Genomic DNA, 23,445 nt, shown 5'->3' with positions numbered 1-23,445 from the left:
GATTAATCCCTTAGGAACTGAAATAGATGTCTAAAAATCCAAAATTTGCTATCCGCGTAACTGAAAAACGTAACGGTTGGAGCGCAGAAATCACTCGTCAAGTAACGTCTCGCAAAACAATGGTTTCAAAACGTGAAACTGGGTTTGACAGCGAAGAAAAAGCACAAGCTTGGGCTGAACAAGAACTTGCGGGCTTCATCGAAAACCAAGTTGTTCGTAATGAGCGTAAAGCTGTACAGCGTCAAGAACGTGAAGCAGAGCAACTTGCGGCAAAAGTTCGCAAAGAAGAAGCTCGTAAAGCACGCGAAGCTGAAGCTGACGAAGAATAATGGCATATATTCCGATTGATGTTTCGATCTGTCGGTAATGCTAAAAAGCCCTGAAGTTTTCTTCAGGGCTTTTTTGTTGGCTCATTTTCATAAGCAGTCAGAAGAAACCGAGAAGCCAAAAGAGCCTTCGGAAGGTGCGGCAAACTGTTGGTTGCCAGGCAGTAAGTGAGGATTGTTTGCGTAAACACGATGAGATGATTTGTTATTACGCGTATGCACAGGCGGTAAATCAATATGATGTAAGCCATCCGAAAGATCGTTGGCCTCACCATAGTCAAAGTCTGTTGTAACCTCGGCGTTATTTTTTGTTTGGTAACAATGATCTGGCTTGCCTTCCTCTCGCCATTTGAGTTCTGAGCGTTGCGCGTCCAAGTTGAGTTCATCTGGAACAGATGAAGCATAATGATCTTCTAGTGAATGTTGTTGACTTTGTTCTTGTAAGTATTGAGCGATGTTTTCAGATTCTTGAGCGAGGAGATTTGCAGAAAGTCCAAGTCCCAACAAACAGCTAATGAGTTGTGTTTTATTCATAGATGTGTGCAAGCAAAAAGAAAACATAATACGAATAAATAAAACGCTGTGCAATTGTGCGATGAACAAGATGAATTGAAATAAGCTAAACACGAAGCACAAACGTTGAGTTTTCGTGTTTAAGTATTTGTAATAAATAATATTGGTGAGTAAACATAACAAAAAAGCCCGGCACTAGGTACTGGGCTTTGAGATCATAGAGCATGCAATTATGACTGAGTGTCGAGTGGGATTTGTCCCGTCGTTACCTGTTCGACGTCAAACTCAGTTAATCCTTCAATGTAGCTTTCTACCGCTTGTTCTACTTCATCGTCGCTTTGGCTGAAGTATGCGAGGTGGAAAATGGCATCGCCTTCGTTTACCAATGGCAGCGTTTGCTGACCGATCACTAAACCACTTTTAGGTGCTTTTAGCTCTATTTCATCGTGACCGAGGGGTGAGCTGATGTAAGCTAAGGTTTCACCTTTTTCTACTTTATCGCCTAGGTTCACCACCGTGCGCAAAATACCGTTGCCTGGCGCTCTAACCCAGCTGGTCGATTTCGCGATAACAGGTTCAGGCAGTTTTTTACGGCTGGCTCTTAACATACCGATCGCTTGCATAACGCGTTGAACGCCTAAAACACCAGCACTGATAGATAGCGGATCAAAGCGAAGTGCTTCACCAGCTTCGTAAGTCAATACTGGGATATCACACTTCTCGGCTTCGCTACGTAGCGAGCCATCACGCAATGCAGAGTCAACGATCACTGGCGTGGCAAATGCTTTAGCAATGCGCAGTGTTTCCGGATTGCTCAGGTTAGCGCGTATTTGGGGTAGATTAGTACGATGAATCGCACCTGTATGTAAATCTAAAATGTAATCACAACGTTTCGCTATATTATTGAAGAATCCATACGCCATACGCGAGGCGAGTGCGCCTTTTTCGCTGCCAGGGAAACAACGGTTTAGATCGCGGCGATCGGGTAAGTAACGAGACTTATGGATAAAGCCAAATACGTTTACGATTGGCACCGCAATAACCGTACCTTTTAGCTTTAATGGGTTTAACTGGTTGATCATCTGACGAACGATCTCTACGCCATTAAGCTCATCACCATGGATTGCGGCGTTCACCATCAGCACTGGACCTTCTTGTTTCCCGTGAATGATTTCCACAGGGATAGAAAGTGGAGAGTGCGTGTATAGCTGAGCAGCTTCGAATTCTACTTCTAAACGCTGTCCTGGTTGTATTTTATGCCCGAGCAGCTCAAATACTTTGCTTGTTTTACTTCTGGCCATAAACCATCTCTGTCAAATAAGTTAGCAACAATGTAACAATCGCGTCAAAATCACACTAATCATTCTAATTAAGGATACGACAAATTATTTTAATCAAGGAGGGCGAATAATAACCTTTTGTGGAAAGTTTGTTGTAAATGTGACGTTTATTATTTGCTGAACATCTCGTCACCCTTATCTTTAATTGGTTATTTATTGTTTAGATAAATGTCCACGTATTAAAAATAATAAAGATGCTTTCTTCGGAAAATTCTGTCTTTTATCCCTAGTTTTTATAAGCTAATATCCGCGCCGAATTTTCGACCTAATACTTTCTAACTAGAGGTTTTGATGAAAAAGGCAATTGCTAAAATTGGCGCATTGACTGCTGTGGCAGTTTCACTTTCAGGTTGTGTTGGCAGCAACGCGGTAACTGGCTATGTTATGGGTTTCAACTTGAAAGCGGTAGATAACCGTTACGCTCGTGGTGGTCTAAACATGCTTATGGCACCAGTTTACGGTGTGGCAATCGCAGCTGACTACATCGTATTTAACTCTCTAGAGTTCTGGACTGGTAAAAACCCGCTAAACGGCAAACCACACATCTTCGATACTAAGATGGACACTTACATTGATGTAAACCACCAGCTAGATAAGTCGCTTACAACAGCGCCGATTGGCCCACTTACAAACAACCGCGTTATCGAGCAAGGTCAAATGCACCAAATCGATGAAAATACGGTTCAGATGAACATCACATACAACAACGGCGAAAAAGCGACATTAATGGGTGTACGTGAGGGTGAGTTTGTTACTTACTACATCAATGGTGAAGTGGTCGCGAAGACTTCTATGGATGAGCTAGCAGCGTACGCGCAAACTCGTGCATAATTCGCGATACTCTCGTGACAAATAGCAATAAAAAAGGGTGCCTCGGCACCCTTTTTGTTTTGTTGTCGCGTTTGGATTACGCTTTCTCAGGAATTGCTTCTAGAAGCGCTACCATTTGATCCCAGAACAGTTGAACGGTATCAATCTTCACTTTTTCATCAGGAGAGTGAGGGAACTTGATCGTTGGGCCGAAAGAAACCATGTCCATGTTCGGGTATGGCTCTTTAAATAGACCACATTCAAGACCTGCGTGAATAACCATGATGTTTGGTTTGTGACCGTAAATGCCTTCGTACATATCACGGAAAATCGCCATAATTTCTGAATCAGCGTCTGGTTTCCAACCAGGGTAAGCGCCTGAGAACTCAACTTGTGCTCCTGCGAGTTCAGCAACAGAGCGTAGCGTGCTCTCTACTTGGCTGCGGCCAGAATCAATTAAAGAGCGAATCAGACACAGAACCGTGACTTTATTTTCTTCAGTAGTGATCACGCCAACGTTCAGTGACGTTTCAACCACACCTTCAATTTCGTCGCTCATGCGCATCACGCCATTTGGACATGCGTTGAGAGCAGCAATAAAGCGTTGTTGGTCCGCCGCGGTGAAAGCTTGTGATTCGGTTACGATCTCTTCATTGAACGTCACAATACCCGTTTCTACTTTGCCAAGCTCTGCTTTTAATAGCTCAGTGTAGTAGTTGAAAAGCTCTGCAAGTTTCTCTTGGTTTTCAGCAGGAACAGCAACTGTTACGAAAGCTTCGCGAGGAATAGCATTACGCAAACTACCACCACGGAATTCAACCAAGCGAAGATCCAACTCTTGTGCATGGCCCGCTAGGAATCGGCCAAGCAGTTTGTTGGCATTACCACGACCAGTGTGGATATCACAACCAGAGTGACCGCCTTTTAAACCCTTCAAGGTTAGCTGACGAGTCACAAAGCCAGTAGGGATCGCGTCGCGTTTGATGTCAAAAGTCATCGCACCATCGATACCACCAGCGCAGCCCATGTACACTTCGCCTTCTTGCTCGGAGTCGGTGTTTAGAAGAATATCACCTTCCAACCAACCTGCTTCAAGCCCGAATGCACCAGTCATGCCTGCTTCTTCATCAATTGTTAGTAGAACTTCAATTGGCCCATGCTTGATATCTTTAGATGCTAATACAGCAAGACAAGAAGCCATACCAATACCGTTGTCTGCACCAAGCGTCGTGCCTTTCGCTGTTACCCACTCACCATCGATGTACGGTTGAATTGGATCTTTTGTGAAGTCGTGGTCAGTGTCTTCATTCTTCTGTGGCACCATGTCAATGTGTGCTTGAAGAACCACGCCCTTTTTGTTTTCCATCCCAGGCGTTGCTGGCTTTTTGATGAATACGTTGCCCGTTGGGTCTCGGCGAACATCGAAGCCTTGCTCTGTTGCCCAGTTGATAATGTACTGTGCTAATGCTTCTTCATGCTTAGATGGATGAGGGATGGAACAAATCTTATCGAAAAACTGCCAAAGTGGAGCAGGTGACAAGGTACTGATTTCAGAATGGAATTCAGACACGGAAGACTCCTTTTGATGTGCTTTGCCAAATATATACCGTATAAATAATGTGTGATTAGCAGGAAATGCTAATGATATTTGGCATGAATTAGCTCAAGGATACCACCAGACGAAGGCTACTAGTAGTCGAGAACAAAAGGATTTCCTTCCTCACTGTCACACTTTATGAACATGGTATAAGTCGTAAATGCGCTTATGTTTATATGAACTGAAAGTAGAATAATTTTTAATTCACAAAAATGTAATTTAATTACAGTTAAAATTTGATTGACGTCAATTTATGGATTTTTTGTGACTTTTATCACTAAAATGCTTGTAATTAAATTTCTTGGTGGTATATTTGTAACCAGCTTCTGAGATGAAGAATGAAATGCTCAAAGGATGAGTCCGTTTATCGCCTCCAAGGAACCGAGAAATCAACGACTGTTTTAATTGATTTAGAAGGTGATATTTATGAAAGGTTTACCAAGTGCAATGTTCTGGAATAGCAAATCTGTATATACCGGTAACTTTGTATACCCAACAAGCTTTGGCTACTAAGTGAAGTCAACGCATGTGACTCGAACAGTTTGTTCACCCCTATAAATTGGAATTTTTTTTCAGTGATAGTGCTGACATGATTCACCGCCACTCAAATTGAGTGGCGTTTTTTTATCTCTTTTTTCTACTTCCGACCAAATTTCCACCACTAAGCCTCCATTCTCTTATTGCTGCTAAAAGGAATCCCACTTACGCAGTAAATTGTGAGTGAATATTGTCCTTTAACGTCCATTTTTGTTTGAAAGTTTAGAACATTGCTCAATTTGCACGCATTGAAGGCAAAGTGAACATGAGCGGTTAGTTATTGTTTAATAAGCGTTATATTCATTCTTGATTTTAAATACTAACGGATGGGTTTCATATCCTGCGAAAAAAATCGCTTTAGAGTGATGATTCTATCTAGAATTTGCTATTTGATAACTTTATAATTCCTGCCAATCGATTACGCAACCGTTTACTTTTTACCTTTACAGGATTCGATCATGCTCGAAAGGCTCTTTAAACTTAGTGAAAACGGCACAAATGTGCGCACTGAGATCATTGCAGGTATTACGACCTTCCTTACCATGGCTTACATTATTTTTGTAAACCCAGCTATTTTGTCTGATACCGGTATGGATCGTGGTGCGATCTTTGTTGCAACGTGTCTTGCCGCCGCGATTGGCTGTTTCATTATGGGCTTAGTCGCAAACTACCCAATTGCTCAGGCTCCGGGCATGGGTCTAAACGCATTCTTCACATATTCCGTTGTGTTAGGCATGGGTTACACATGGCAAGTCGCGCTGGCTGCAGTGTTTGTTTCAGGTGTTTTATTTATTCTGCTGAGCATTTTTAAGATTCGTGAATGGATCATTAACTCGATCCCGCATTCGCTTCGCACCGGCATTTCTGCAGGTATTGGCCTTTTCTTGGCGTTTATCGCCCTTAAAAACGCAGGTATTGTGGTTGATAACCCAGCGACATTGGTTTCAATGGGCGATATCACGTCATTGCCATCAGTGTTGGCGGCGATTGGTTTCTTCCTTACTATCGCGCTTGTTCACCGTGGTGTGAAAGGTGCAGTGATGATCGCGATTTTGGGTGTGACGGCGCTTGGTCTTCTATTTGGTGATGTGCAATGGAACGGTGTCATGTCAACCCCACCAAGTATCGCACCAACATTCTTGCAATTGGATTTCTCAGGTCTATTTGAAGTCGGCATGATCTCTGTTGTGTTCGCTTTCTTATTCGTCGACTTATTTGATACGGCTGGTACGCTCGTTGGCGTTTCTCAAAAAGCCGGTCTAACGGATGAGAATGGCAACATTCCTCGTCTAAACAAAGCACTACTTGCTGACTCAACAGCGACTTCTGTTGGTGCGTTGCTAGGTACGTCAAACACGACTTCATACATTGAAAGTGTTTCGGGCGTAGCTGCTGGTGGTCGTACTGGTTTAACCGCAGTGGTTGTTGGTGTACTCTTCCTGCTTGCACTATTGTTCTCGCCACTAGCGGGTATGATCCCTGCGTATGCAACGTCAGGTGCATTGTTCTATGTAGCAATTTTGATGCTTTCTGGCTTGGTGAGCATTGATTGGCGTGACCTAACTGAAGCATCTCCAGTCGTTGTAACTTGTCTTGTGATGCCGCTTACTTTCTCTATTGCAGAAGGCATCACCCTAGGCTTTATTGCGTATGCTGCAATCAAATTGTTTAGTGGCAAAGGCCGCGATGTATCGATGAGTGTTTGGGTTATGTCTGCCATCTTCATCGTTAAATACCTAGCTGGGTAATTACTTTTAAAAAGCCAGCGCGAGCAGCAAAAGCTGTTCGTGCTGGCTTTTTGCTTTTAGCGTTGTTCACTGAATTCGATTTTTCTGCGTAATAGGCGGAGAATTTTGATATCACCGTTGGTATTAACGGTGTGTTTCGGTAGAATAATCGTTTGCGCAGCTTGAAATCCTCGTCTCCTGACCTCTGGAGAGCATAGTGAATATTCCGCTTTAAAGCCGTTTCGCTAGATTTTGAGGATGCATATTTTCAAATTATTAGGTTATTACAATGAGTAAAAAATTCATTATCACTTGGGATGCGATGCAGACTTACTGCCGTGAACTGGCTGAGAAACAGATGCCAGCTGAGCAATGGAAAGGTATTTGGGCGGTAAGCCGTGGCGGTCTAGTACCGGGTGCTATCTTGGCTCGTGAACTGGGTATTCGCTACGTTGATACAATTTGTATCTCAAGCTACGACCATGATCATCAACGTGATATGACAGTGCTTAAAGCACCTGAAGGCGATGGTGAAGGCTACCTAATCGTTGAAGACCTAGTAGATAGCGGTGATACAGCGCGTAAACTGCGTGAAATGTACCCGAAAGCAAAAATGATTGCAGTATGTGCAAAACCGTCGGGTAAAGAATTGTTAGATGACTACGTAGTAGACATCGCGCAAGACACTTGGATCGAGCAACCTTGGGATATGTCTATCCAGTATGCAGAGCCAGTAAACCGCAAGCAAAAGTAATCGCTAGCGAAGAATATTGAGAAATGCCCCTTTATAGGGGCATTTTTTTTATTATCATTACAGCTAATGCTAATAGCCAAAGGTTCTTCCTATGTCTGAAGACGTCAGTAAAAATCTTTCCGAGACTTTGTTCGTAAAACATAAGCAAGCGAAAGAAACCTCCGCGCTCACTCAATACATGCCAACCAGCAAAAAGATTCTTGATGATCGAGAACAGCAAGAAGATCGTGCTTGGTATCGTCATTTGCGTCGCTTGCAGTGGGCGTGGCAAGGCTTATCTCCAATTGAAATGGAAGGCGTATTGTCGCGCATTGCTTCGTCAACGCATTCTCGTACTCACGATGATTGGTTAGATACTGTGATGGGGTATCACAGCGGTAACTGGACGTTTGAGTGGATCAAGTTAGGTATGGAACACCAACGACGTGCCAATGATCTTAAAGGTGAGGATGCTGCCGACGAGCTGTTTACCGCATCGTTGTGTTTCAGCATTGCGGGCTATCCTCATTTAAAAAACGACAACTTGGCGCTTCAGGCTCAGGTGTTAGCAAACAAAGCCTATTCTGAAGGGGCTGAGAAAACTCAATACACCATCAAGCAAATTGAGGTGCCTTACCAAAAACGCAAAATTATCGCTAACTTGCATTTGCCAAGAACCGATAAGCAGCTGCCAGTTGTGATGGTGAGTGCAGGACTTGACAGTTTACAAACCGACATGTGGCGTTTGTTCCGCAATCACTTTGCTCCTAAAGATATTGCAATGTTAACCGTCGATATGCCATCAGTCGGACACAGTTCTCATTGGCCTTTGACGGAAGATTCAAGCTGTCTTCATCAAGCCGTGTTGAATGAGCTTTATTCCATTCCTTACGTCGATCATCACAAAGTTGGTTTGGTCGGTTTTCGTTTTGGTGGCAATGCCATGGTTCGTCTGTCTTTTCTTGAGCAAGAAAAGATCAAAGCGTGTGTGGCACTAGGCGCACCTGTGCATGATCTGTTTACCTCGCCGAAAAAGCTGCAAAAAATGCCGAAGATGTATCTGGATATGCTGGCTTCTCGTTTGGGTAAAAGCGCAGTTGATATCAACAGCATGGCTGGACAGATGATGGCTTGGTCATTGAAAGTTCAAGGCTTCTTGAGCAGTCGTAAAACTAAGGTGCCCATTTTAGCGTTGAGCTTAGAAGGTGACCCCGTTTCTCCTTACAGTGACAACCAGTTAGTCGCGCTATTTAGCCACTATGGGCAGGCGAAGAAGATCAGTTCCAAGACAATTACAAAAGGATATGAGCAATCCCTCGATTTGGCGATAAAGTGGTTGGAAGATGAATTATTAAGATGACAAATCTCCTAATTTAGTTAAGAGTGATATACCTGAGCAAAAAATAAGCTCATGATAATAAAAAATAATAATCATTATTGGGTGTTTACTTTAACTATATGGAAACGGAGATTCATATGTCAGAGACGACTCAGGGTCCAACACACTTTCGCTTGATGTCAAAGCTGAAGGCCATTGGGCCTTACCTGCGTGAACCGCAATCACAAGAAGGGCGCTACTATTTTGATTGTCTATCTGTTTGTGTAGATGACAAAAAGTCACCTGAGAAACGCGAGTTCTGGGGCTGGTGGATGGATCTAGAATCCATCGAAGGGGGCTTTACCGCTAAGTACCATATTGGGAAATACAACAAAGAAGGGAAATGGGTGTCTGAAGCTCTGCCGCAAAAAGTGGTAGAGGAAGTGTACTTTACACAAAGTACCTTTCATCAGAAGCTCATTGATACCTTGGCTGAACACTTCAAACTCGAAGTGGAATATCATACCGAGTCATTTGATTTCGCCTGATTTGGCGGTTTTCTTTTTCGACTGAACAAAAAGGTGCGTTTTCGCACCTTTTCTCTTGTTAAATCCCTATTTGATTGTTAAAACATCCTCTCTTTATTTGTTTTTCACTTCAGAAGACATCATGACAACGAATCAACAAAACGCAGTTGTTTCGCAACCACAAACCGTCGTTGTGAAACTGGGTACAAGTGTGCTGACTGGCGGCACATTGGCGCTAGATCGCGCTCACATGGTTGAACTAGCGCGTCAGTGTGCTGAGCTTAAGAAACAAGGCCATTCAGTGGTAATGGTTTCGTCTGGTGCAATTGCAGCAGGCCGTGAGCATCTTGGATACCCCGCACTGCCCAACGAGATGGCGAGCAAACAGTTGCTTGCTGCTGTGGGTCAGAGTCGTTTGATTCAAACATGGGAGTCTTTGTTTGGTATTTACGGTATCAAGATTGGTCAAATGCTACTGACTCGTGCTGACTTGGATGATCGTGAGCGTTTTCTTAATGCGCGTGACACCATCAATGCGCTTGTGGCGAACGATATTATTCCAATCGTGAACGAAAATGATGCAGTAGCCACCAGTGAAATCAAAGTCGGCGACAATGACAACCTATCGGCTTTAGTGGGTATTTTGTGTGGTGCAGATAAGTTATTGCTACTGACAGATCAAAAAGGTCTGTTTACTGCTGACCCACGAAAAGATCCGAATGCAGAGCTGATCAAAGAAGTTAAAACCATTGATGACACGTTGCGTAAAATTGCTGGCGGCAGCGGTACAACACTCGGTACGGGTGGTATGGCGACGAAACTTCAAGCAGCCGACATCGCACGTCGCGCGGGTATTGAAGTTATTATCGCAGCAGGTAGTGCGCCAAACGTAATTTTTGACTCGTTGAGCACGGAGCCTCAAGGTACGCGTTTCCTACCTTGTTCAGAAGCATTGGAAAACCGTAAGCGTTGGATCCTCGCTGGTCCTGCAGCATCGGGTGATATTATCATCGATGATGGTGCGGTAAATGCGGTTGTTGGCAAAGGCAGCAGCCTGCTAGCAAAAGGGGTCATCAAGGTGAGCGGTGATTTTGCCCGTGGTGAAGTTGCTCGCGTAACAAATTCTCATGGCAAACTGGTTGCGCGTGGTATTAGTGCCTACTCAAGTGAAGACTTGGCAAAAATTACTGGCAAACACAGTAAAGACATCATCTCTATTTTGGGTCATGACTACGGCTCAGAAGTGATTCATCGCGATGATCTTGTCGTCATTCAAGAATAGAAATTGAGGGAAGCAACGTGGATTTAACGAATATGGGTAAAGCTGCTAAAGATGCAGCTTTCGAATTGGCGACGGCGTCAACTGCTCAAAAGAACCAAGCTCTAGCGATCATCGCAGATGAGCTAGAAGCAAACTCAGCTGCGATTTTGGCAGCAAACGCAAAAGACATCGAACTTGGTCGCGAAGCTGGTCTGACCGATGCGCTGTTAGACCGTCTACTGCTGAATGAAGAACGCTTAACGGGCATTGCAAATGATGTTCGCAATGTGATCAGCCTAAACGATCCTGTGGGCAGCGAAATCGACAGTAAAGTGCTAGAAAACGGCATGTCTCTCTCTCGCCGCCGTGTACCACTTGGTGTTGTGGGTGTGATTTATGAAGCGCGTCCAAATGTGACCATCGACATTGCCGCACTGTGCCTGAAAACGGGTAACGCCAGCATCCTACGCGGTGGTAAAGAGACGTTTTTCTCTAACATGGAACTTGTGAAAGTTATCCAATCAGCCCTTGCAAAAGCAAACTTGCCAGCCGCTTCAGTACAGTACATTGAAAAGCCAGATCGCGAGCTGGTTTCTCAACTGCTTAAACTGGATGACTACGTTGATATGATCATCCCACGTGGTGGAGCGGGTCTGCACAAAATGTGTAAAGAGAACAGCACAATTCCAGTGATCATCGGCGGTTTTGGTATCAGTCACATTTTTGTTGATGAATCCGCGGACCTAGAGAAATCGCTAAACGTGGTTGAAAACTCGAAAGCTCAACGTCCTTCGGCATGTAACTCGTTAGACACACTGCTTGTTCACGAGAAAGTGGCGGCGAAATTCTTGCCAATGATTGTCGAGCGAATGAGTGACAAAGTGACGTTTGTAGCAGAACCAAAAGCGAAAGCGCTAATGGCTCAAGCTACGCAAATTCGCGATGCCGTAGAAGGTGATTTTGATACCGAATGGCTAAGCTACACGTTAGGTGTAAAAGTTGTCGCTGACGTGAAAGATGCGATTGAACACATGCGAGTTCACAATGCGAGTCACTCAGATGCAATCATGACCAACAGCTTGATTAACTCAGAGTTGTTCATCAATTCGGTGGGCTCGGCTGCAGTTTATGTGAATGCGGCAACGCGCTTTACTGACGGTGCTCAGTTTGGCTTGGGGGCTGAAGTGGCCGTCTCAACTCAAAAGCTGCATGCACGTGGCCCGATGGGCTTGGAAGAATTAACAAGCTACAAATGGGTCGGCAAAGCGAACTACTTAGCACGCAGTTAACAGATTCGACTCGATATTGATTGAAAAAGGGGCACTAGTGCCCCTTTTTGTTTTCTCTCACATATCAATTCCGCTACACTAGTCTGGCTTTTGGGACGGCCCCAAAGGCACGTTATTTGGAGGTGATATGCATTGTCCTTTTTGTTCAGAGAACGATACAAAAGTAATTGATTCCCGATTGGTTGCGGATGGTCATCAAGTCCGTCGCCGCCGCCAGTGTTTAGCCTGTAGTGAACGTTTTACTACGTTTGAAACGGCAGAATTGGTCATGCCTAAAGTCATTAAGTCGAATGGCAATCGTGAACCATTCGATGAAGATAAAATGGTCGGTGGCATTCAGCGCGCATTAGAGAAACGTCCGGTAAGTGCCGACTCTATCGAGCTTGCAATCAGTATGATTAAGTCGCAACTCCGCGCAACTGGTGAGCGTGAAGTACCGAGCCAAATGATTGGTAACTTGGTTATGGATCAGCTTAAAGAGCTCGACAAAGTGGCTTACATCCGTTTTGCATCGGTTTATCGTAGCTTTGAAGATATTCGTGAATTCGGCGAAGAAATTGCCCGCCTTGAAGACTGATTAAATCATGCCTCAACACACTTCTGCATCTCCATTTTCTCCTCAAGATTTTTCAATGATGTCGCGTGCGCTCAAGTTAGCTCGACGCGGCATTTATACGACGGCTCCAAACCCGAACGTCGGTTGCGTAATTGTTCGTGATGGCGTGATCATTGGTGAAGGTTATCATCATCGCGCTGGAGAGCCGCATGCTGAAGTGCACGCGATGCGCATGGCTGGTGATAAAGCTGAAGGTGCAACGGCATACGTTACCCTTGAACCGTGCTCCCACTATGGACGTACGCCACCTTGCGCTGAAGGGCTGATAAAAGCCAAAGTGGCGCGAGTAGTGTGTGCGATGGAAGATCCGAATCCAAAAGTGGCTGGACGTGGCATCCAAATGCTACGTGAAGCCGGAGTTGAGGTTCAGGTTGGACTGTTAGAAAACGATGCGATTGAGCTCAATCGTGGCTTCATTAAATTCATGCAAACAGGCATGCCATTTATCCAATTAAAAATGGCAGCAAGCTTAGATGGACAGAGTGCGCTAAGTAATGGCAAGAGCCAATGGATCACCTCCCCACAGGCTCGCCAAGACGTGCAGTGTTATCGAGCGCAAAGCGGTGGCATTCTGTCTACAAGCAAAACAGTGATGGATGATAACGCTTCTCTCAACGTTCGTTGGGAAGATTTGCCGCAGAGTGTTCAAGCGCACTATGAGCTGACGGAAGTTCGCCAACCAGCAAGGGTAATACTCGACCGTCAACAGCAACTGAGTGATGACCTTAAACTGTTCAGTACCGAAGGTGAGCGAATTATTGTCAGCAGCGAAGGCGATGTTTGCCCACAACTCGATCAAAGCGGAAAAATTGATTTAGCTGCCACCCTAAAAGCGGTCGCGACTCAGCATAATATCAACCATTTATGGGTGGAAGCTGGCGCGACGCTCGCGAGTTCTCTAATCAAAGCTAACCTTGTAGATGAGTTGATTGTCTATCTCGCTCCGAAGCTAATGGGAAGCGATGGACGTGGTTTAATTGGCGCGCTGGGATTGACGGAGATGGCGCAGGTCATCGATTTAAATATTACTGATGTGCGAATGGTGGGCAGAGATATCCGTATTACCGCCACCCTTGTACGTAAAGAAATTTAGAAAAGAAGCACTATGTTTACAGGAATTGTAGAAGCAGTTGGTAAATTAACTGCGATTACGCCAAAAGGCGAAGACATTACCGTTACGGTAGAAGTAGGTAAGTTAGACATGTCTGACGTAAAGTTAGGCGACAGCATCGCAACTAATGGTGTGTGCTTAACGGTGATTGACTTTGGAAGCAATTACTACAGCGCGGATTTGTCTCTCGAGACCTTGAAAAAAACCGGTTTTGCAAACTACCAAGTAGGCGAAAAGGTTAACTTAGAAAAAGCCATGCTGCCGACGACACGTTTTGGCGGACACATTGTATCTGGACACGTGGACGGCGTGGGTGAAATTGTGGAGCGCAATCAAGTTGGTCGTGCGATAGAGTTTTGGGTCGCGATGCCTGCTGAGATCAGCAAGTACGTGGCAGAAAAAGGCTCTATCACCGTTGATGGTATCAGCTTAACGGTGAATGATTTACGTAAAAACGCATTCAAACTGACGATTGTGCCTCACACCAGTGAAGAAACCACCATTGACCAGTTCCAAGTGGGCCGCAAAGTGAATTTAGAAGTGGATGTGTTGGCGCGTTACATGGAACGCTTGCTGCAAGGTCAGCAAGAAGAGCTGCCTGAATCTCGCATCACCATGGATTTCTTACAACAAAATGGCTTTGCGTAAGCGCTCAGCCACGTTGCGATAATTGCCATAACAGACCGGATTCACAGAACATCGTTAGGGCAATTGACTTGCATTGTGCAAGGCTCAAACTGTTGATGTCATTACCATTGCAATAAGATTTCACGCATTGCTGTCGGAAAATAAATTTTAGAATAACGGGAAACAGAATATGCCAATCAGTACACCACAAGAAATTATTGATGATATTCGTGCAGGCAAAATGGTCATCCTAATGGATGATGAAGACCGTGAGAATGAAGGTGACTTGATCATGGCTGCCGAGCATATTACGCCGGAAGCGATCAACTTTATGGCGACTTACGGTCGTGGCTTGATCTGTCTGACCATGACTAAAGCGCGTTGTGAAAATCTCGGCTTGCCGCCAATGGTGCAAGACAACAACGCGCAGTACACCACTAACTTTACCGTTTCTATCGAAGCTGCTGAAGGCGTAACCACGGGTATTTCAGCGGCTGACCGCGCACGTACCGTTCAAGCTGCGGTTGCGCCAAACGCAAAAGCGGCAGACTTGGTTCAACCGGGGCATATTTTCCCTCTTGCTGCGCAAGATGGTGGTGTATTGACTCGCGCTGGTCACACCGAAGCGGGTTGTGATTTAGCTCGCCTTGCGGGGCTTGAGCCTGCTTCTGTGATTGTTGAGATTCTAAACGACGACGGCACCATGGCTCGCCGCCCTGATCTTGAAATCTTTGCTGAAAAACACGGCTTGAAGTTAGGCACTATTGCGGACCTTATCGAATACCGCAACAACACAGAAACGACCATTGAGCGTGTAGCAGAATGCAAACTGCCAACTGAACACGGTGAGTTCACTTTGGTGACTTACAAAGACACCATCGATAATCAAGTGCATTACGCGATGTGTAAAGGTGATTTGGCCGGCGAAGCGCCGCTGGTTCGTGTGCATCTACAAGACGTATTCACCGATGTATTACGCAGTGACCGCAATGCAGAGCGCAGCTGGACACTGGATAGAGCGATGAAGCGTATCGGTGAAGAAGGCGGTGTTCTGGTTGTACTTGGCAATGAAGAATCAACCGAGTTGCTCATCCACCGCGTGAAGATGTTCGAAGCGCAAGATAAAGGCGAAGCACCTACTTTAGCGAAAAAGCAGGGCACGTCTCGCCGCGTGGGAGTGGGGTCGCAAATTCTCGCAGACCTTGGTGTTCACGATATGCGTCTTCTGTCTTCGACTAACAAAAAATACCATGCATTGGGCGGTTTCGGCCTGAACGTGGTTGAATACGTTTGCGAATAAGAAGTGAACGATAAGTTCCTAGTCCCATGCACACCTATTTTGGTGTGGACTAGGAACTCGTGACACGCGGCCAATTTCCATTAGATATTGCTCACAAATTTGTGCTAGAATCCGGCGATTCTCACTTGATGAACAAATTTCACTTATAAATAGAGTTAAAGGAAAGCTTATGAAAGTGATCGAGGGTGGCTTCCCAGCGCCAAATGCAAAAATTGCTATCGTTATTTCTCGCTTCAACAGTTTTATTAACGAAAGCTTACTTTCTGGTGCGATCGATACACTAAAGCGTCACGGACAAGTAAGCGAAGACAACATCACTGTTGTACGTTGTCCAGGTGCCGTAGAACTACCTCTAGTAGCTCAACGTGTTGCTAAAACTGGTAAATACGATGCGATCGTATCTCTAGGTACAGTAATCCGTGGCGGTACACCACACTTTGATTATGTTTGTAGTGAATGTAACAAGGGCCTAGCACAAGTGTCTCTGGAATACAGTCTTCCAGTCGCATTCGGTGTGCTGACTGTTGATACTATCGATCAAGCGATTGAACGCGCAGGAACCAAGGCTGGTAATAAAGGTGCAGAGGCTGCACTAAGCGCACTTGAAATGATTAATGTACTATCTGAAATTGATTCCTAATGGGGGCCAGTGTGAAACCAGCCGCACGTCGTAACGCACGTCAATTCGCTCTACAGGCGATCTACTCATGGCAAATTACTAAAGAGAATGTTGCCACGATTGAAGAACAGTTTTTGTCTGGCGACAAATACGATGAAGAAGAACTTCGTGCATCTGAGCCAGCACTTGCTGCTCCAGAAACAGACGTTGCTTACTTCCGTGAACTATTAAGCGGTGTTGTACTTAGCCACGCTGAGCTAGATAGCAAAATTCGTCCTTACGTATCTCGTCCTATGCAGGATCTAGATATGATGGAACTTGCTCTTCTTCGCCTTGCTATGTACGAGATGACTCGTCGCGAAGATGTTCCTTACAAAGTGGTAATCAACGAAGCGATTGAACTTGCTAAAGTATTCGCTGCAGAAGACAGCCACAAATTCGTGAACGGTGTGCTAGATAAAGCCGCACCACACGTACGTAAGAAATAACGATTTCTTCAATAAAAAGGTCAGCACATGCTGACCTTTTTTGTATGATATCAATGCCATTGGCATGAAAAGATAAATGAATTATGTCTGGTGAATTTAACCTGATTGATAAGTATTTTGTTGGCCGACAAAACCAGCGCAAAGACGTACACCTCGCCGCAGGGGACGATTGCGCTCTCGTTAAGGCGCCAGCAAATGTACAGATTGCTATCAGCACTGATACCTTGGTTGCTGGAACCCATTTCCTTCCTCACGCGAACCCTGCTTGGGTTGCTCACAAGGCGCTTGCATCCAACATCAGCGACTTAGCTGCCATGGGCGCAACACCTGCTTGGGTAAGCTTTGCATTGACCATGCCTGAAGCGGATGAAGAATGGCTCGCACCCTTCTGTGATGCGTTTTTCGAACTGGCGGATTACTTTGGTATTCAGTTAATCGGCGGTGATACAACGAAAGGCCCATTAAGCCTAACACTGACAGTGCAAGGTTTTGTGCCTGAGGGCAAAGCGTTGACTCGCTCTGGCGCGAAAGTCGGGGACTGGGTGTATGTCACGGGGAATTTGGGTGACGCAAAAGCAGGGCTGGATGTCATCTTAGATGAAACACTTCGCAGTCGCATTGGTGCTGATGAACTAGAAAAAGCCCACTACCTAAGTACTCCGAGAGTGTTAGCGGGGCAAGCTTTGGTAGGATTAGCATCTTCGGCGATTGATATTTCAGACGGCCTGATTTTGGATATCAAACATATTTTAAAACGCTCACAAGTTGGTGTGAGTATCGATGTGTCTCAATTACCAATCTCTTCTGAGCTGGTACAATTTTTAGATGATAAGGTCAGCGCACAGCAGTATGCTTTATCTAGCGGTGAAGAATACGAGTTGTGCTTCACTGTATCAGAACAAAATCGAGGTTCTTTGCAGAGTGCTTTGTCTTATAGCGGGTGCAAAGTGACGTGCATTGGCCAAATTAGACCAAATGGAACGTTTGAGCTTCACGATAACAACCAACCTCTCGACTGGGATTTAAGTGGTTTCGACCACTTTAAATAAGCTCATCGAGTTAAACTAGCAGTATAGGTTTAAGGATATGACCAACCCTCTTTCTCTGATCTCATTAAAGAACCCGTGGCATTTGTTGGCGACGGGGTTTGGCAGTGGTTTGTCGCCAGTAGTTCCTGGAACAATGGGGACGCTTGCTGCGGTTCCATTTTTTCTGTTGTTGGCTCAGCTGCCATTTCCGGCTTATGTCGTTGTGGTATTACTTTCGTGCGTGATTGGCATCAAAATCTGTCAAGTCACGTCAGATGATATGAAGGTGCATGATCACGGTTCAATTGTATGGGATGAGTTTGCGGGCTTTTGGATCACCATGAGTATTGTACCAGCCCTGAATATTCCTATCACGGAATGGAAATGGTTGTTGACGGGTTTCATTCTTTTCCGCTTTTTCGATATGGTCAAACCGTGGCCAATAGGTTGGTTAGACAAACGCATCCATGGCGGGCTTGGCATTATGCTCGATGATATTGTGGCGGGTATTATGGCGGGTATTGCTTTGTTTCTCGTTGCAAAGTATGCGGGTTGGATGAGTTAGTACATCACCTATCACTCGAAGAACAACAAGAATTAAAAAGGGATGCCACTGGCATCCCTTTTTGCTATTTAATTGCTTACTTCGCAAGGTATTCCGCAATGGATTTTTCAATCCCTTTTGCGTCCAAACCAAGTTCTTCATGAAGCTCTTCTTGAGTACCTTGATGGATGAATTTATCAGGTAAACCAAGATTGAGTACTGGTTTGATGATTTTTTCTTTCATCATGAACTCAACTACACCTGCGCCAGCACCACCTGCGATTGCGTTCTCTTCTAGTGTGACAAGAACGTCATGTTCATCAGCGAGTTGGCGAATCAATGCTTCATCAAGAGGTTTGACGAAACGCATATCAGCAACCGTTGCATTGAGGCTTTCAGCTGCTTCTAGTGCATTCGGTAAGAAAGTACCGAAGCTCAGGATTGCCACCTTTTCACCTTTGCGTACCACTCGACCTTTACCAATCTCAAGAGCGGTAAACTCTTTTTCGATCTCTGTACCCATACCACTACCACGAGGATAACGTACGGCACTTGGTCCAGTGTGCTTATGACCGGTGTACAGCATTTGGCGACATTCGTTTTCGTCGCTTGGTGCCATGATCACCATGTTAGGAATGCAGCGCATAAAGCTAAGATCAAATGCACCTTGGTGTGTTTGACCATCTGCACCCACCAAACCTGCGCGGTCGATAGCGAACATTACTGGTAAGTCCATGATAGCGATGTCATGGATAAGTTGATCGTAACCACGTTGCAAGAAGGTTGAGTAGATAGCAACGATCGGATGATCGCCAGCAATTGCCATACCCGTTGCAAGTGTCACTGCGTGTTGCTCTGCAATTGCCACATCAAAGTATTGGTCTGGGTACTCTTTCGAGAAACGCACCATGCCAGAACCTTCACGCATTGCTGGCGTAATTGCCATTAGCTTAGGATCTTGCGCTGCCATGTCACATAAGAAGTCACCAAAAATCTTTGAGAAAGTTGGTTTGCCGCCACTGCTTTTTGGTAAGCAGTTATGGCTTGGATCGAACTTAGGGACGCCGTGGTAGCCAATAGGATCTTTCTCTGCTGGCTCATAACCTTTGCCTTTCTTAGTCATGATGTGCAGGAACTGAGGGCCTTTAAGCTCACGCATGTTCTTCAGTGTTTTAACGAGCTCATTCACATCGTGCCCATCAATTGGACCAATGTAGTTAAAGCCAAACTCTTCAAACAGAGTGCCAGGGACAACCATGCCTTTTAGATGTTCTTCAGTGCGACGAACCAGTTCTTTGATTGGTGGTACACCTGATAGCACTTTTTTCCCACCCTCACGGATAGAGGTGTAAAGACTACCGGAAAGCACTTTCGCTAGGTGGTTGTTTAGAGCGCCAACGTTTTCTGAGATCGACATTTCATTGTCGTTCAGAATCACCAACATGTCAGGGTGAACATCGCCTGCGTGGTTCATGGCTTCGAATGCCATGCCGGCAGTAATCGCACCATCACCAATCACACTGATGACTTTACGACCTTTACCTTCTTTTTGAGCGCTGATGGCTAGGCCAAGCCCTGCACTGATGGAAGTAGAAGAGTGACCAACTGATAGCGTGTCGTACTCGCTCTCTTCGCGCCAAGGGAAAGGGTGTAAGCCGTCTTTCTGACGAATCGTTGGCATTTGATCGCGACGACCCGTCAAAATTTTATGTGGGTAAGCCTGATGACCAACATCCCAGATAAGTTTATCTACGGGTGTGTTGTAAACATAATGCAGAGCCACAGTTAGCTCTACGGTGCCTAAGCCAGACGCTAAGTGTCCGCTAGATTGGCTCACTGAATTTAGCAGATACGTTCGCAGCTCATCACACAGAGTTGGTAATGTTTCTTTTGGAAGAAGACGCAATTCTTCCGGTGTATTTGCTAACGCCAGTGTTGGGTACTTTGAAATATCAAGAGTCATATAAATGCGCGCTTATAGTGTTAGTTTTTGCGCTCGATGACGTATCGGGCGAACTCTTCGAGTAACTGAGTATTGTATGGGATAGCTTCCAATGCTTGAAGTGCTTCCTGTAATAGAGTGTGAGCTTTCTCAATGGCTCCCTCTAAACCCAGCAGGGATGGGTAAGTGCTTTTGTTCAGTTCTTGGTCTGAACCTTGAGGTTTACCCAATGTTTCTGTGTCACTAATGATATCAAGAATATCGTCTTGAACCTGAAACGCCAAACCAATTGCTTTTGAATAGCGTTCTAAATGAGGTAAAACCTCGATACCTTTTTCACCAGCGGCCAGAGCACCTAATTTTACCGCACAATCAATCAGGGCTCCGGTTTTTTTACGGTGTATCTCTTCCATTTCTGCAAGAGAAACTTGGCGATTCTCCGCACCCAAATCCAATGCTTGGCCGACACACATGCCGTTCGCACCAGAGGAGTGAGCTAACGCTTTGATCATGTTGACACGTTGGCTTTCTGCGCTTGGGCTCAACGGACCGTCAGCAATGATGGTAAAAGCAAGAGTTTGTAGGGCATCACCGGTTAAAATGGCGGTCGCTTCATCAAATTTGATATGGCAGGTTGGCTGACCGCGGCGCAGATCATCATCATCCATAGCAGGAAGATCGTCATGGATGAGCGAGTAGGCATGAATACACTCGATGGCTGAAGCTGGAGTGTCTAGATCTTCAGGTTTACAGCCGAGCATTTGACCTGTGATGTAAACAAGAAATGGGCGAACGCGTTTGCCGCCTAACAAAAGGCCGTATTTCATTGCTTGAATCAATGGCTGCTCTTGATATGGAAGCTGTTCTAGCCACAAATTCAATTGCTGATTGTTTCTTTCTTGGAAAGACGTCAATGTCTGTTGCATCACATTGCTCACTACTGATGGTTATTCTGAATCTGGTTTGAAGTCGCTAAGAGGGGCTTCGTCATCTTCGCTAAGAAGAATGCTTACGCGCTGTTCTGCGTCGCTCAGTTTGGTTTGGCCAGCACGAGCTAAGGCAATGCCTCGTTCAAATTTACGTAAGGCATCATCTAGGGCAAGATCGCCGTTTTCTAATTGATCAACCAAGCTATCAAGCTCTTCAATGGTTGCTTCGAAGGTCATGTTTTCTGGTTTCTTGACCGCCATCTTTTTTCTGCCTTAATCAAGCCTTGAATAGGATGCACGAAAGTTACCTTAGCCTAGTTACTTGGTCAAATTTAACCTTACATAATTGTCACAAAATTGGCTCTAAACGGGTCTGATTAGACAAACCCCATATTTTAGTTAAGGTTGTTGGCGTTAATTTGTGATCTATTAGCTAAGATTTTCCTAAAAAATCTGTTCTAGTTGTCGATACAAGTAATAATCCGCCTAACGGCAGTATTAAAATAGCGTGAGGAGTGCTTTGTGGATTTAGCAACCCTAATAGGTTTGATCGGTGGTTTTGCCTTCGTCATCATGGCAATGGTGCTAGGTGGCAGTATCGGCATGTTCGTCGACGTTACATCGATCCTTATCGTAGTAGGTGGCTCTGCATTTGTAGTATTGATGAAGTTTACGCTCGGCCAGTTCTTTGGTGCGGCGAAAATTGCAGGCAAGGCATTCATGTTTAAAGCCGATGAGCCAGAAGACCTCATCGCAAAGATTGTTGAAATGGCTGATGCGGCGCGTAAAGGCGGTTTCCTAGCTTTGGAAGAGATGGAAATCAACAACAGCTTTATGCAGAAAGGCATTGACCTTTTGGTGGATGGTCACGATGCGGATGTGGTTCGCGCTGCGTTGCAAAAAGACATTGCCTTGACGGATGAGCGACACACGCAAGGCACTGGTGTTTTCCGGGCGTTTGGTGACGTTGCTCCAGCGATGGGGATGATCGGTACGCTGGTTGGTCTGGTTGCGATGCTTTCGAACATGGATGACCCAAAAGCGATCGGCCCTGCAATGGCGGTAGCCCTGTTAACCACACTTTACGGTGCGGTGTTGTCAAACATGCTGTTCTTCCCAATTGCCGATAAGCTTTCTTTACGCCGTGATCAAGAAACGCTTAACCGCCGTTTGATCATGGACGGCGTACTTGCCATTCAAGATGGTCAAAACCCACGAGTTATCGACAGCTACCTGAAGAACTACCTCAACGAGGGTAAACGTGCTCTTGAGATTGATGAGTAATCGCGGAGATTTGTGATGGATGATGAAGATAACAAATGCGATTGTCCGCCACCCGGTCTCCCGTTGTGGATGGGGACATTCGCGGACTTGATGTCGCTGTTGATGTGCTTCTTCGTACTGCTGCTTTCATTCTCTGAAATGGATGTTTTGAAGTTCAAACAGATTGCTGGTTCGATGAAATTTGCATTTGGTGTGCAAAACCAACTGGAAGTGAAAGACATTCCTAAAGGCACCAGCATCATCGCACAAGAATTTAGACCAGGCCGTCCTGAGCCGACACCGATTGATGTCATCATGCAACAAACCATGGATATCACTCAGCAGACGCTAGAATTCCACGAAGGTGAGTCTGACCGAGCTGGTGGTACTAAGCGTGATGAAGGCAAGCTGACGGGCGGTCAATCACCGGAAACCTCGACGCAAAGCAATCAGTCCGCAGAGTCAGACATGCAACAGCAGCAGTCTGAAGAGATGTCACAAGAGATGGAAACCTTGATGGAGAGCATCAAGAAGGCGCTCGAACGTGAAATCGAACAAGGCGCGATTGAAGTGGAGAACCTCGGTCAGCAAATCGTTATACGAATGCGAGAGAAAGGCGCATTCCCAGAAGGTTCTGCATTCCTGCAACCGAAGTTCAGACCATTAGTGAGACAGATTGCTGAGCTAGTGAAAGATGTGCCAGGTATTGTCCGAATCTCTGGTCACACAGACAATCAGCGTTTGGATTCTGAGCTGTATCGCTCGAATTGGGACTTGTCATCGCAGCGTGCAGTGTCGGTCGCTCAAGAGATGGAAAAGGTCAGAGGTTTCTCGCATCAGCGTCTTCGTGTGCGAGGTATGGCGGATACCGAGCCTTTGGTGCCAAATGATTCTGATGAAAACCGCGCACTTAACCGTCGTGTTGAAATCAGTATCATGCAAGGTGAACCTTTATACAGTGAAGAAGTGCCCGTTATTCAATAACAAAGCGCGTCTATAA

Annotated in this window: 24 protein-coding genes; 18 read left to right on the top strand and 6 right to left on the bottom strand. The window is 45.4% G+C overall.

The window, feature by feature from the left end; all coding sequences use genetic code 11:
• Nucleotides 1-26 precede the first annotated feature (26 nt).
• Nucleotides 27-329, top strand: a complete 303-nt coding sequence (locus UF05_RS16070) for a DUF3622 domain-containing protein (RefSeq protein WP_005455950.1) — start codon at nt 27-29, stop codon at nt 327-329.
• Nucleotides 330-416: 87 nt separating this feature from the next.
• Here the strand turns inward: UF05_RS16070 and UF05_RS16065 are convergent, their stop codons facing one another.
• Nucleotides 417-860 carry a hypothetical protein gene (locus UF05_RS16065; protein WP_025442216.1) on the bottom strand — a complete coding sequence of 148 codons (444 nt, stop codon included), beginning with the start codon at nt 858-860 and terminating at the stop codon, nt 417-419.
• A 209-nt stretch (nt 861-1,069) separates the two neighbouring features.
• Nucleotides 1,070-2,140, bottom strand: coding sequence for a succinylglutamate desuccinylase/aspartoacylase family protein (locus tag UF05_RS16060; RefSeq protein WP_005455969.1), 1,071 nt, complete (start codon nt 2,138-2,140; stop codon nt 1,070-1,072).
• 330 nt (nt 2,141-2,470) lie between these two features.
• Here UF05_RS16060 and UF05_RS16055 point away from each other — a divergent pair, with 330 nt between their 5' ends.
• A complete protein-coding gene (locus tag UF05_RS16055) occupies nt 2,471-3,010 on the top strand; it encodes a DUF3332 domain-containing protein (protein WP_005455994.1) in 540 nt (179 codons plus the stop codon).
• A 76-nt stretch (nt 3,011-3,086) separates the two neighbouring features.
• On the opposite strand, the gene UF05_RS16050 is transcribed toward UF05_RS16055, so the two are convergent.
• Nucleotides 3,087-4,559, bottom strand: a complete 1,473-nt coding sequence (locus UF05_RS16050) for an aminoacyl-histidine dipeptidase (RefSeq protein ID WP_015296328.1) — start codon at nt 4,557-4,559, stop codon at nt 3,087-3,089.
• Nucleotides 4,560-5,581: 1,022 nt separating this feature from the next.
• Between UF05_RS16050 and UF05_RS16045 the strand changes: the two genes are divergently transcribed.
• The 14 genes from UF05_RS16045 (at nt 5,582) to pgpA (ending at nt 18,332) form a co-directional block, all read left to right on the top strand.
• Entirely contained in the window at nt 5,582-6,871 is a 1,290-nt protein-coding gene (locus UF05_RS16045; protein ID WP_005456001.1) for an NCS2 family permease, read from the top strand.
• A gap of 268 nt (nt 6,872-7,139) precedes the next feature.
• Nucleotides 7,140-7,604: an oxytetracycline resistance phosphoribosyltransferase domain-containing protein Tet(34) gene (gene tet(34) / locus UF05_RS16040; protein WP_005381590.1), complete on the top strand. Its 465-nt coding sequence runs from the start codon at nt 7,140-7,142 to the stop codon at nt 7,602-7,604.
• Nucleotides 7,605-7,695: 91 nt separating this feature from the next.
• Nucleotides 7,696-8,943 (top strand): esterase FrsA, encoded by a 1,248-nt coding sequence (frsA, locus tag UF05_RS16035; protein ID WP_005455935.1) that lies wholly within the window; start codon nt 7,696-7,698, stop codon nt 8,941-8,943.
• A 116-nt stretch (nt 8,944-9,059) separates the two neighbouring features.
• The gene (gene crl / locus UF05_RS16030) at nt 9,060-9,449 is read left to right on the top strand and encodes a sigma factor-binding protein Crl (RefSeq protein WP_005455997.1); all 390 of its coding nucleotides are present in this window, start codon (nt 9,060-9,062) and stop codon (nt 9,447-9,449) included.
• 121 nt (nt 9,450-9,570) lie between these two features.
• The gene (proB, locus tag UF05_RS16025; RefSeq protein WP_005483011.1) at nt 9,571-10,710 is read left to right on the top strand and encodes a glutamate 5-kinase; all 1,140 of its coding nucleotides are present in this window, start codon (nt 9,571-9,573) and stop codon (nt 10,708-10,710) included.
• A 17-nt stretch (nt 10,711-10,727) separates the two neighbouring features.
• The gene (locus tag UF05_RS16020) at nt 10,728-11,978 is read left to right on the top strand and encodes a glutamate-5-semialdehyde dehydrogenase (protein ID WP_045545487.1); all 1,251 of its coding nucleotides are present in this window, start codon (nt 10,728-10,730) and stop codon (nt 11,976-11,978) included.
• Between the two features lie 127 nt (nt 11,979-12,105).
• Nucleotides 12,106-12,555 (top strand): transcriptional regulator NrdR, encoded by a 450-nt coding sequence (gene nrdR / locus UF05_RS16015; RefSeq protein ID WP_005482986.1) that lies wholly within the window; start codon nt 12,106-12,108, stop codon nt 12,553-12,555.
• Between the two features lie 7 nt (nt 12,556-12,562).
• Complete coding sequence (gene ribD, locus UF05_RS16010; protein WP_045545486.1) at nt 12,563-13,687, top strand: bifunctional diaminohydroxyphosphoribosylaminopyrimidine deaminase/5-amino-6-(5-phosphoribosylamino)uracil reductase RibD; 1,125 nt, start codon at nt 12,563-12,565, stop codon at nt 13,685-13,687.
• Nucleotides 13,688-13,699: 12 nt separating this feature from the next.
• Nucleotides 13,700-14,353 (top strand): riboflavin synthase, encoded by a 654-nt coding sequence (locus UF05_RS16005; protein ID WP_045545485.1) that lies wholly within the window; start codon nt 13,700-13,702, stop codon nt 14,351-14,353.
• A 169-nt stretch (nt 14,354-14,522) separates the two neighbouring features.
• A complete protein-coding gene (gene ribBA, locus UF05_RS16000) occupies nt 14,523-15,632 on the top strand; it encodes a bifunctional 3,4-dihydroxy-2-butanone-4-phosphate synthase/GTP cyclohydrolase II (RefSeq protein ID WP_020840184.1) in 1,110 nt (369 codons plus the stop codon).
• A gap of 169 nt (nt 15,633-15,801) precedes the next feature.
• Complete coding sequence (gene ribH, locus UF05_RS15995) at nt 15,802-16,272, top strand: 6,7-dimethyl-8-ribityllumazine synthase (RefSeq protein WP_005440184.1); 471 nt, start codon at nt 15,802-15,804, stop codon at nt 16,270-16,272.
• Nucleotides 16,272-16,739: a transcription antitermination factor NusB gene (gene nusB, locus UF05_RS15990; RefSeq protein WP_005456038.1), complete on the top strand. Its 468-nt coding sequence runs from the start codon at nt 16,272-16,274 to the stop codon at nt 16,737-16,739. Before ribH ends, nusB begins: the two co-directional genes overlap by 1 nt.
• Nucleotides 16,740-16,822: 83 nt before the next feature.
• Nucleotides 16,823-17,788, top strand: a complete 966-nt coding sequence (gene thiL, locus UF05_RS15985; protein WP_045545484.1) for a thiamine-phosphate kinase — start codon at nt 16,823-16,825, stop codon at nt 17,786-17,788.
• A 37-nt stretch (nt 17,789-17,825) separates the two neighbouring features.
• Nucleotides 17,826-18,332 (top strand): phosphatidylglycerophosphatase A, encoded by a 507-nt coding sequence (pgpA, locus tag UF05_RS15980; protein ID WP_005482983.1) that lies wholly within the window; start codon nt 17,826-17,828, stop codon nt 18,330-18,332.
• Between the two features lie 76 nt (nt 18,333-18,408).
• On the opposite strand, the gene dxs is transcribed toward pgpA, so the two are convergent.
• Genes dxs through xseB form a run of 3 tightly spaced genes read right to left on the bottom strand, consistent with a single transcriptional unit; the run spans nt 18,409 to nt 21,443 of the window.
• Nucleotides 18,409-20,274, bottom strand: coding sequence for a 1-deoxy-D-xylulose-5-phosphate synthase (dxs, locus tag UF05_RS15975; protein ID WP_045545483.1), 1,866 nt, complete (start codon nt 20,272-20,274; stop codon nt 18,409-18,411).
• Between the two features lie 20 nt (nt 20,275-20,294).
• Nucleotides 20,295-21,179: a (2E,6E)-farnesyl diphosphate synthase gene (ispA, locus tag UF05_RS15970; RefSeq protein ID WP_015296332.1), complete on the bottom strand. Its 885-nt coding sequence runs from the start codon at nt 21,177-21,179 to the stop codon at nt 20,295-20,297.
• 21 nt (nt 21,180-21,200) lie between these two features.
• Nucleotides 21,201-21,443: an exodeoxyribonuclease VII small subunit gene (xseB, locus tag UF05_RS15965; RefSeq protein ID WP_005381566.1), complete on the bottom strand. Its 243-nt coding sequence runs from the start codon at nt 21,441-21,443 to the stop codon at nt 21,201-21,203.
• 261 nt (nt 21,444-21,704) lie between these two features.
• Between xseB and pomA the strand changes: the two genes are divergently transcribed.
• Together pomA and UF05_RS15955 are read left to right on the top strand one after the other, a co-directional pair.
• The gene (gene pomA / locus UF05_RS15960; protein WP_005482965.1) at nt 21,705-22,466 is read left to right on the top strand and encodes a flagellar motor protein PomA; all 762 of its coding nucleotides are present in this window, start codon (nt 21,705-21,707) and stop codon (nt 22,464-22,466) included.
• A gap of 15 nt (nt 22,467-22,481) precedes the next feature.
• Entirely contained in the window at nt 22,482-23,429 is a 948-nt protein-coding gene (locus UF05_RS15955) for a flagellar motor protein MotB (RefSeq protein WP_005460634.1), read from the top strand.
• Nucleotides 23,430-23,445: the final 16 nt, after the last annotated feature.

The sequence above is a fragment of the Vibrio sp. S457-15 genome (assembly GCF_000960545.1).
Classification (GTDB): domain Bacteria; phylum Pseudomonadota; class Gammaproteobacteria; order Enterobacterales; family Vibrionaceae; genus Vibrio; species Vibrio parahaemolyticus.
The sequence above is the reverse complement of the archived record's forward strand: the minus strand, read 5'-3'. Positions and strand labels throughout refer to the sequence as shown.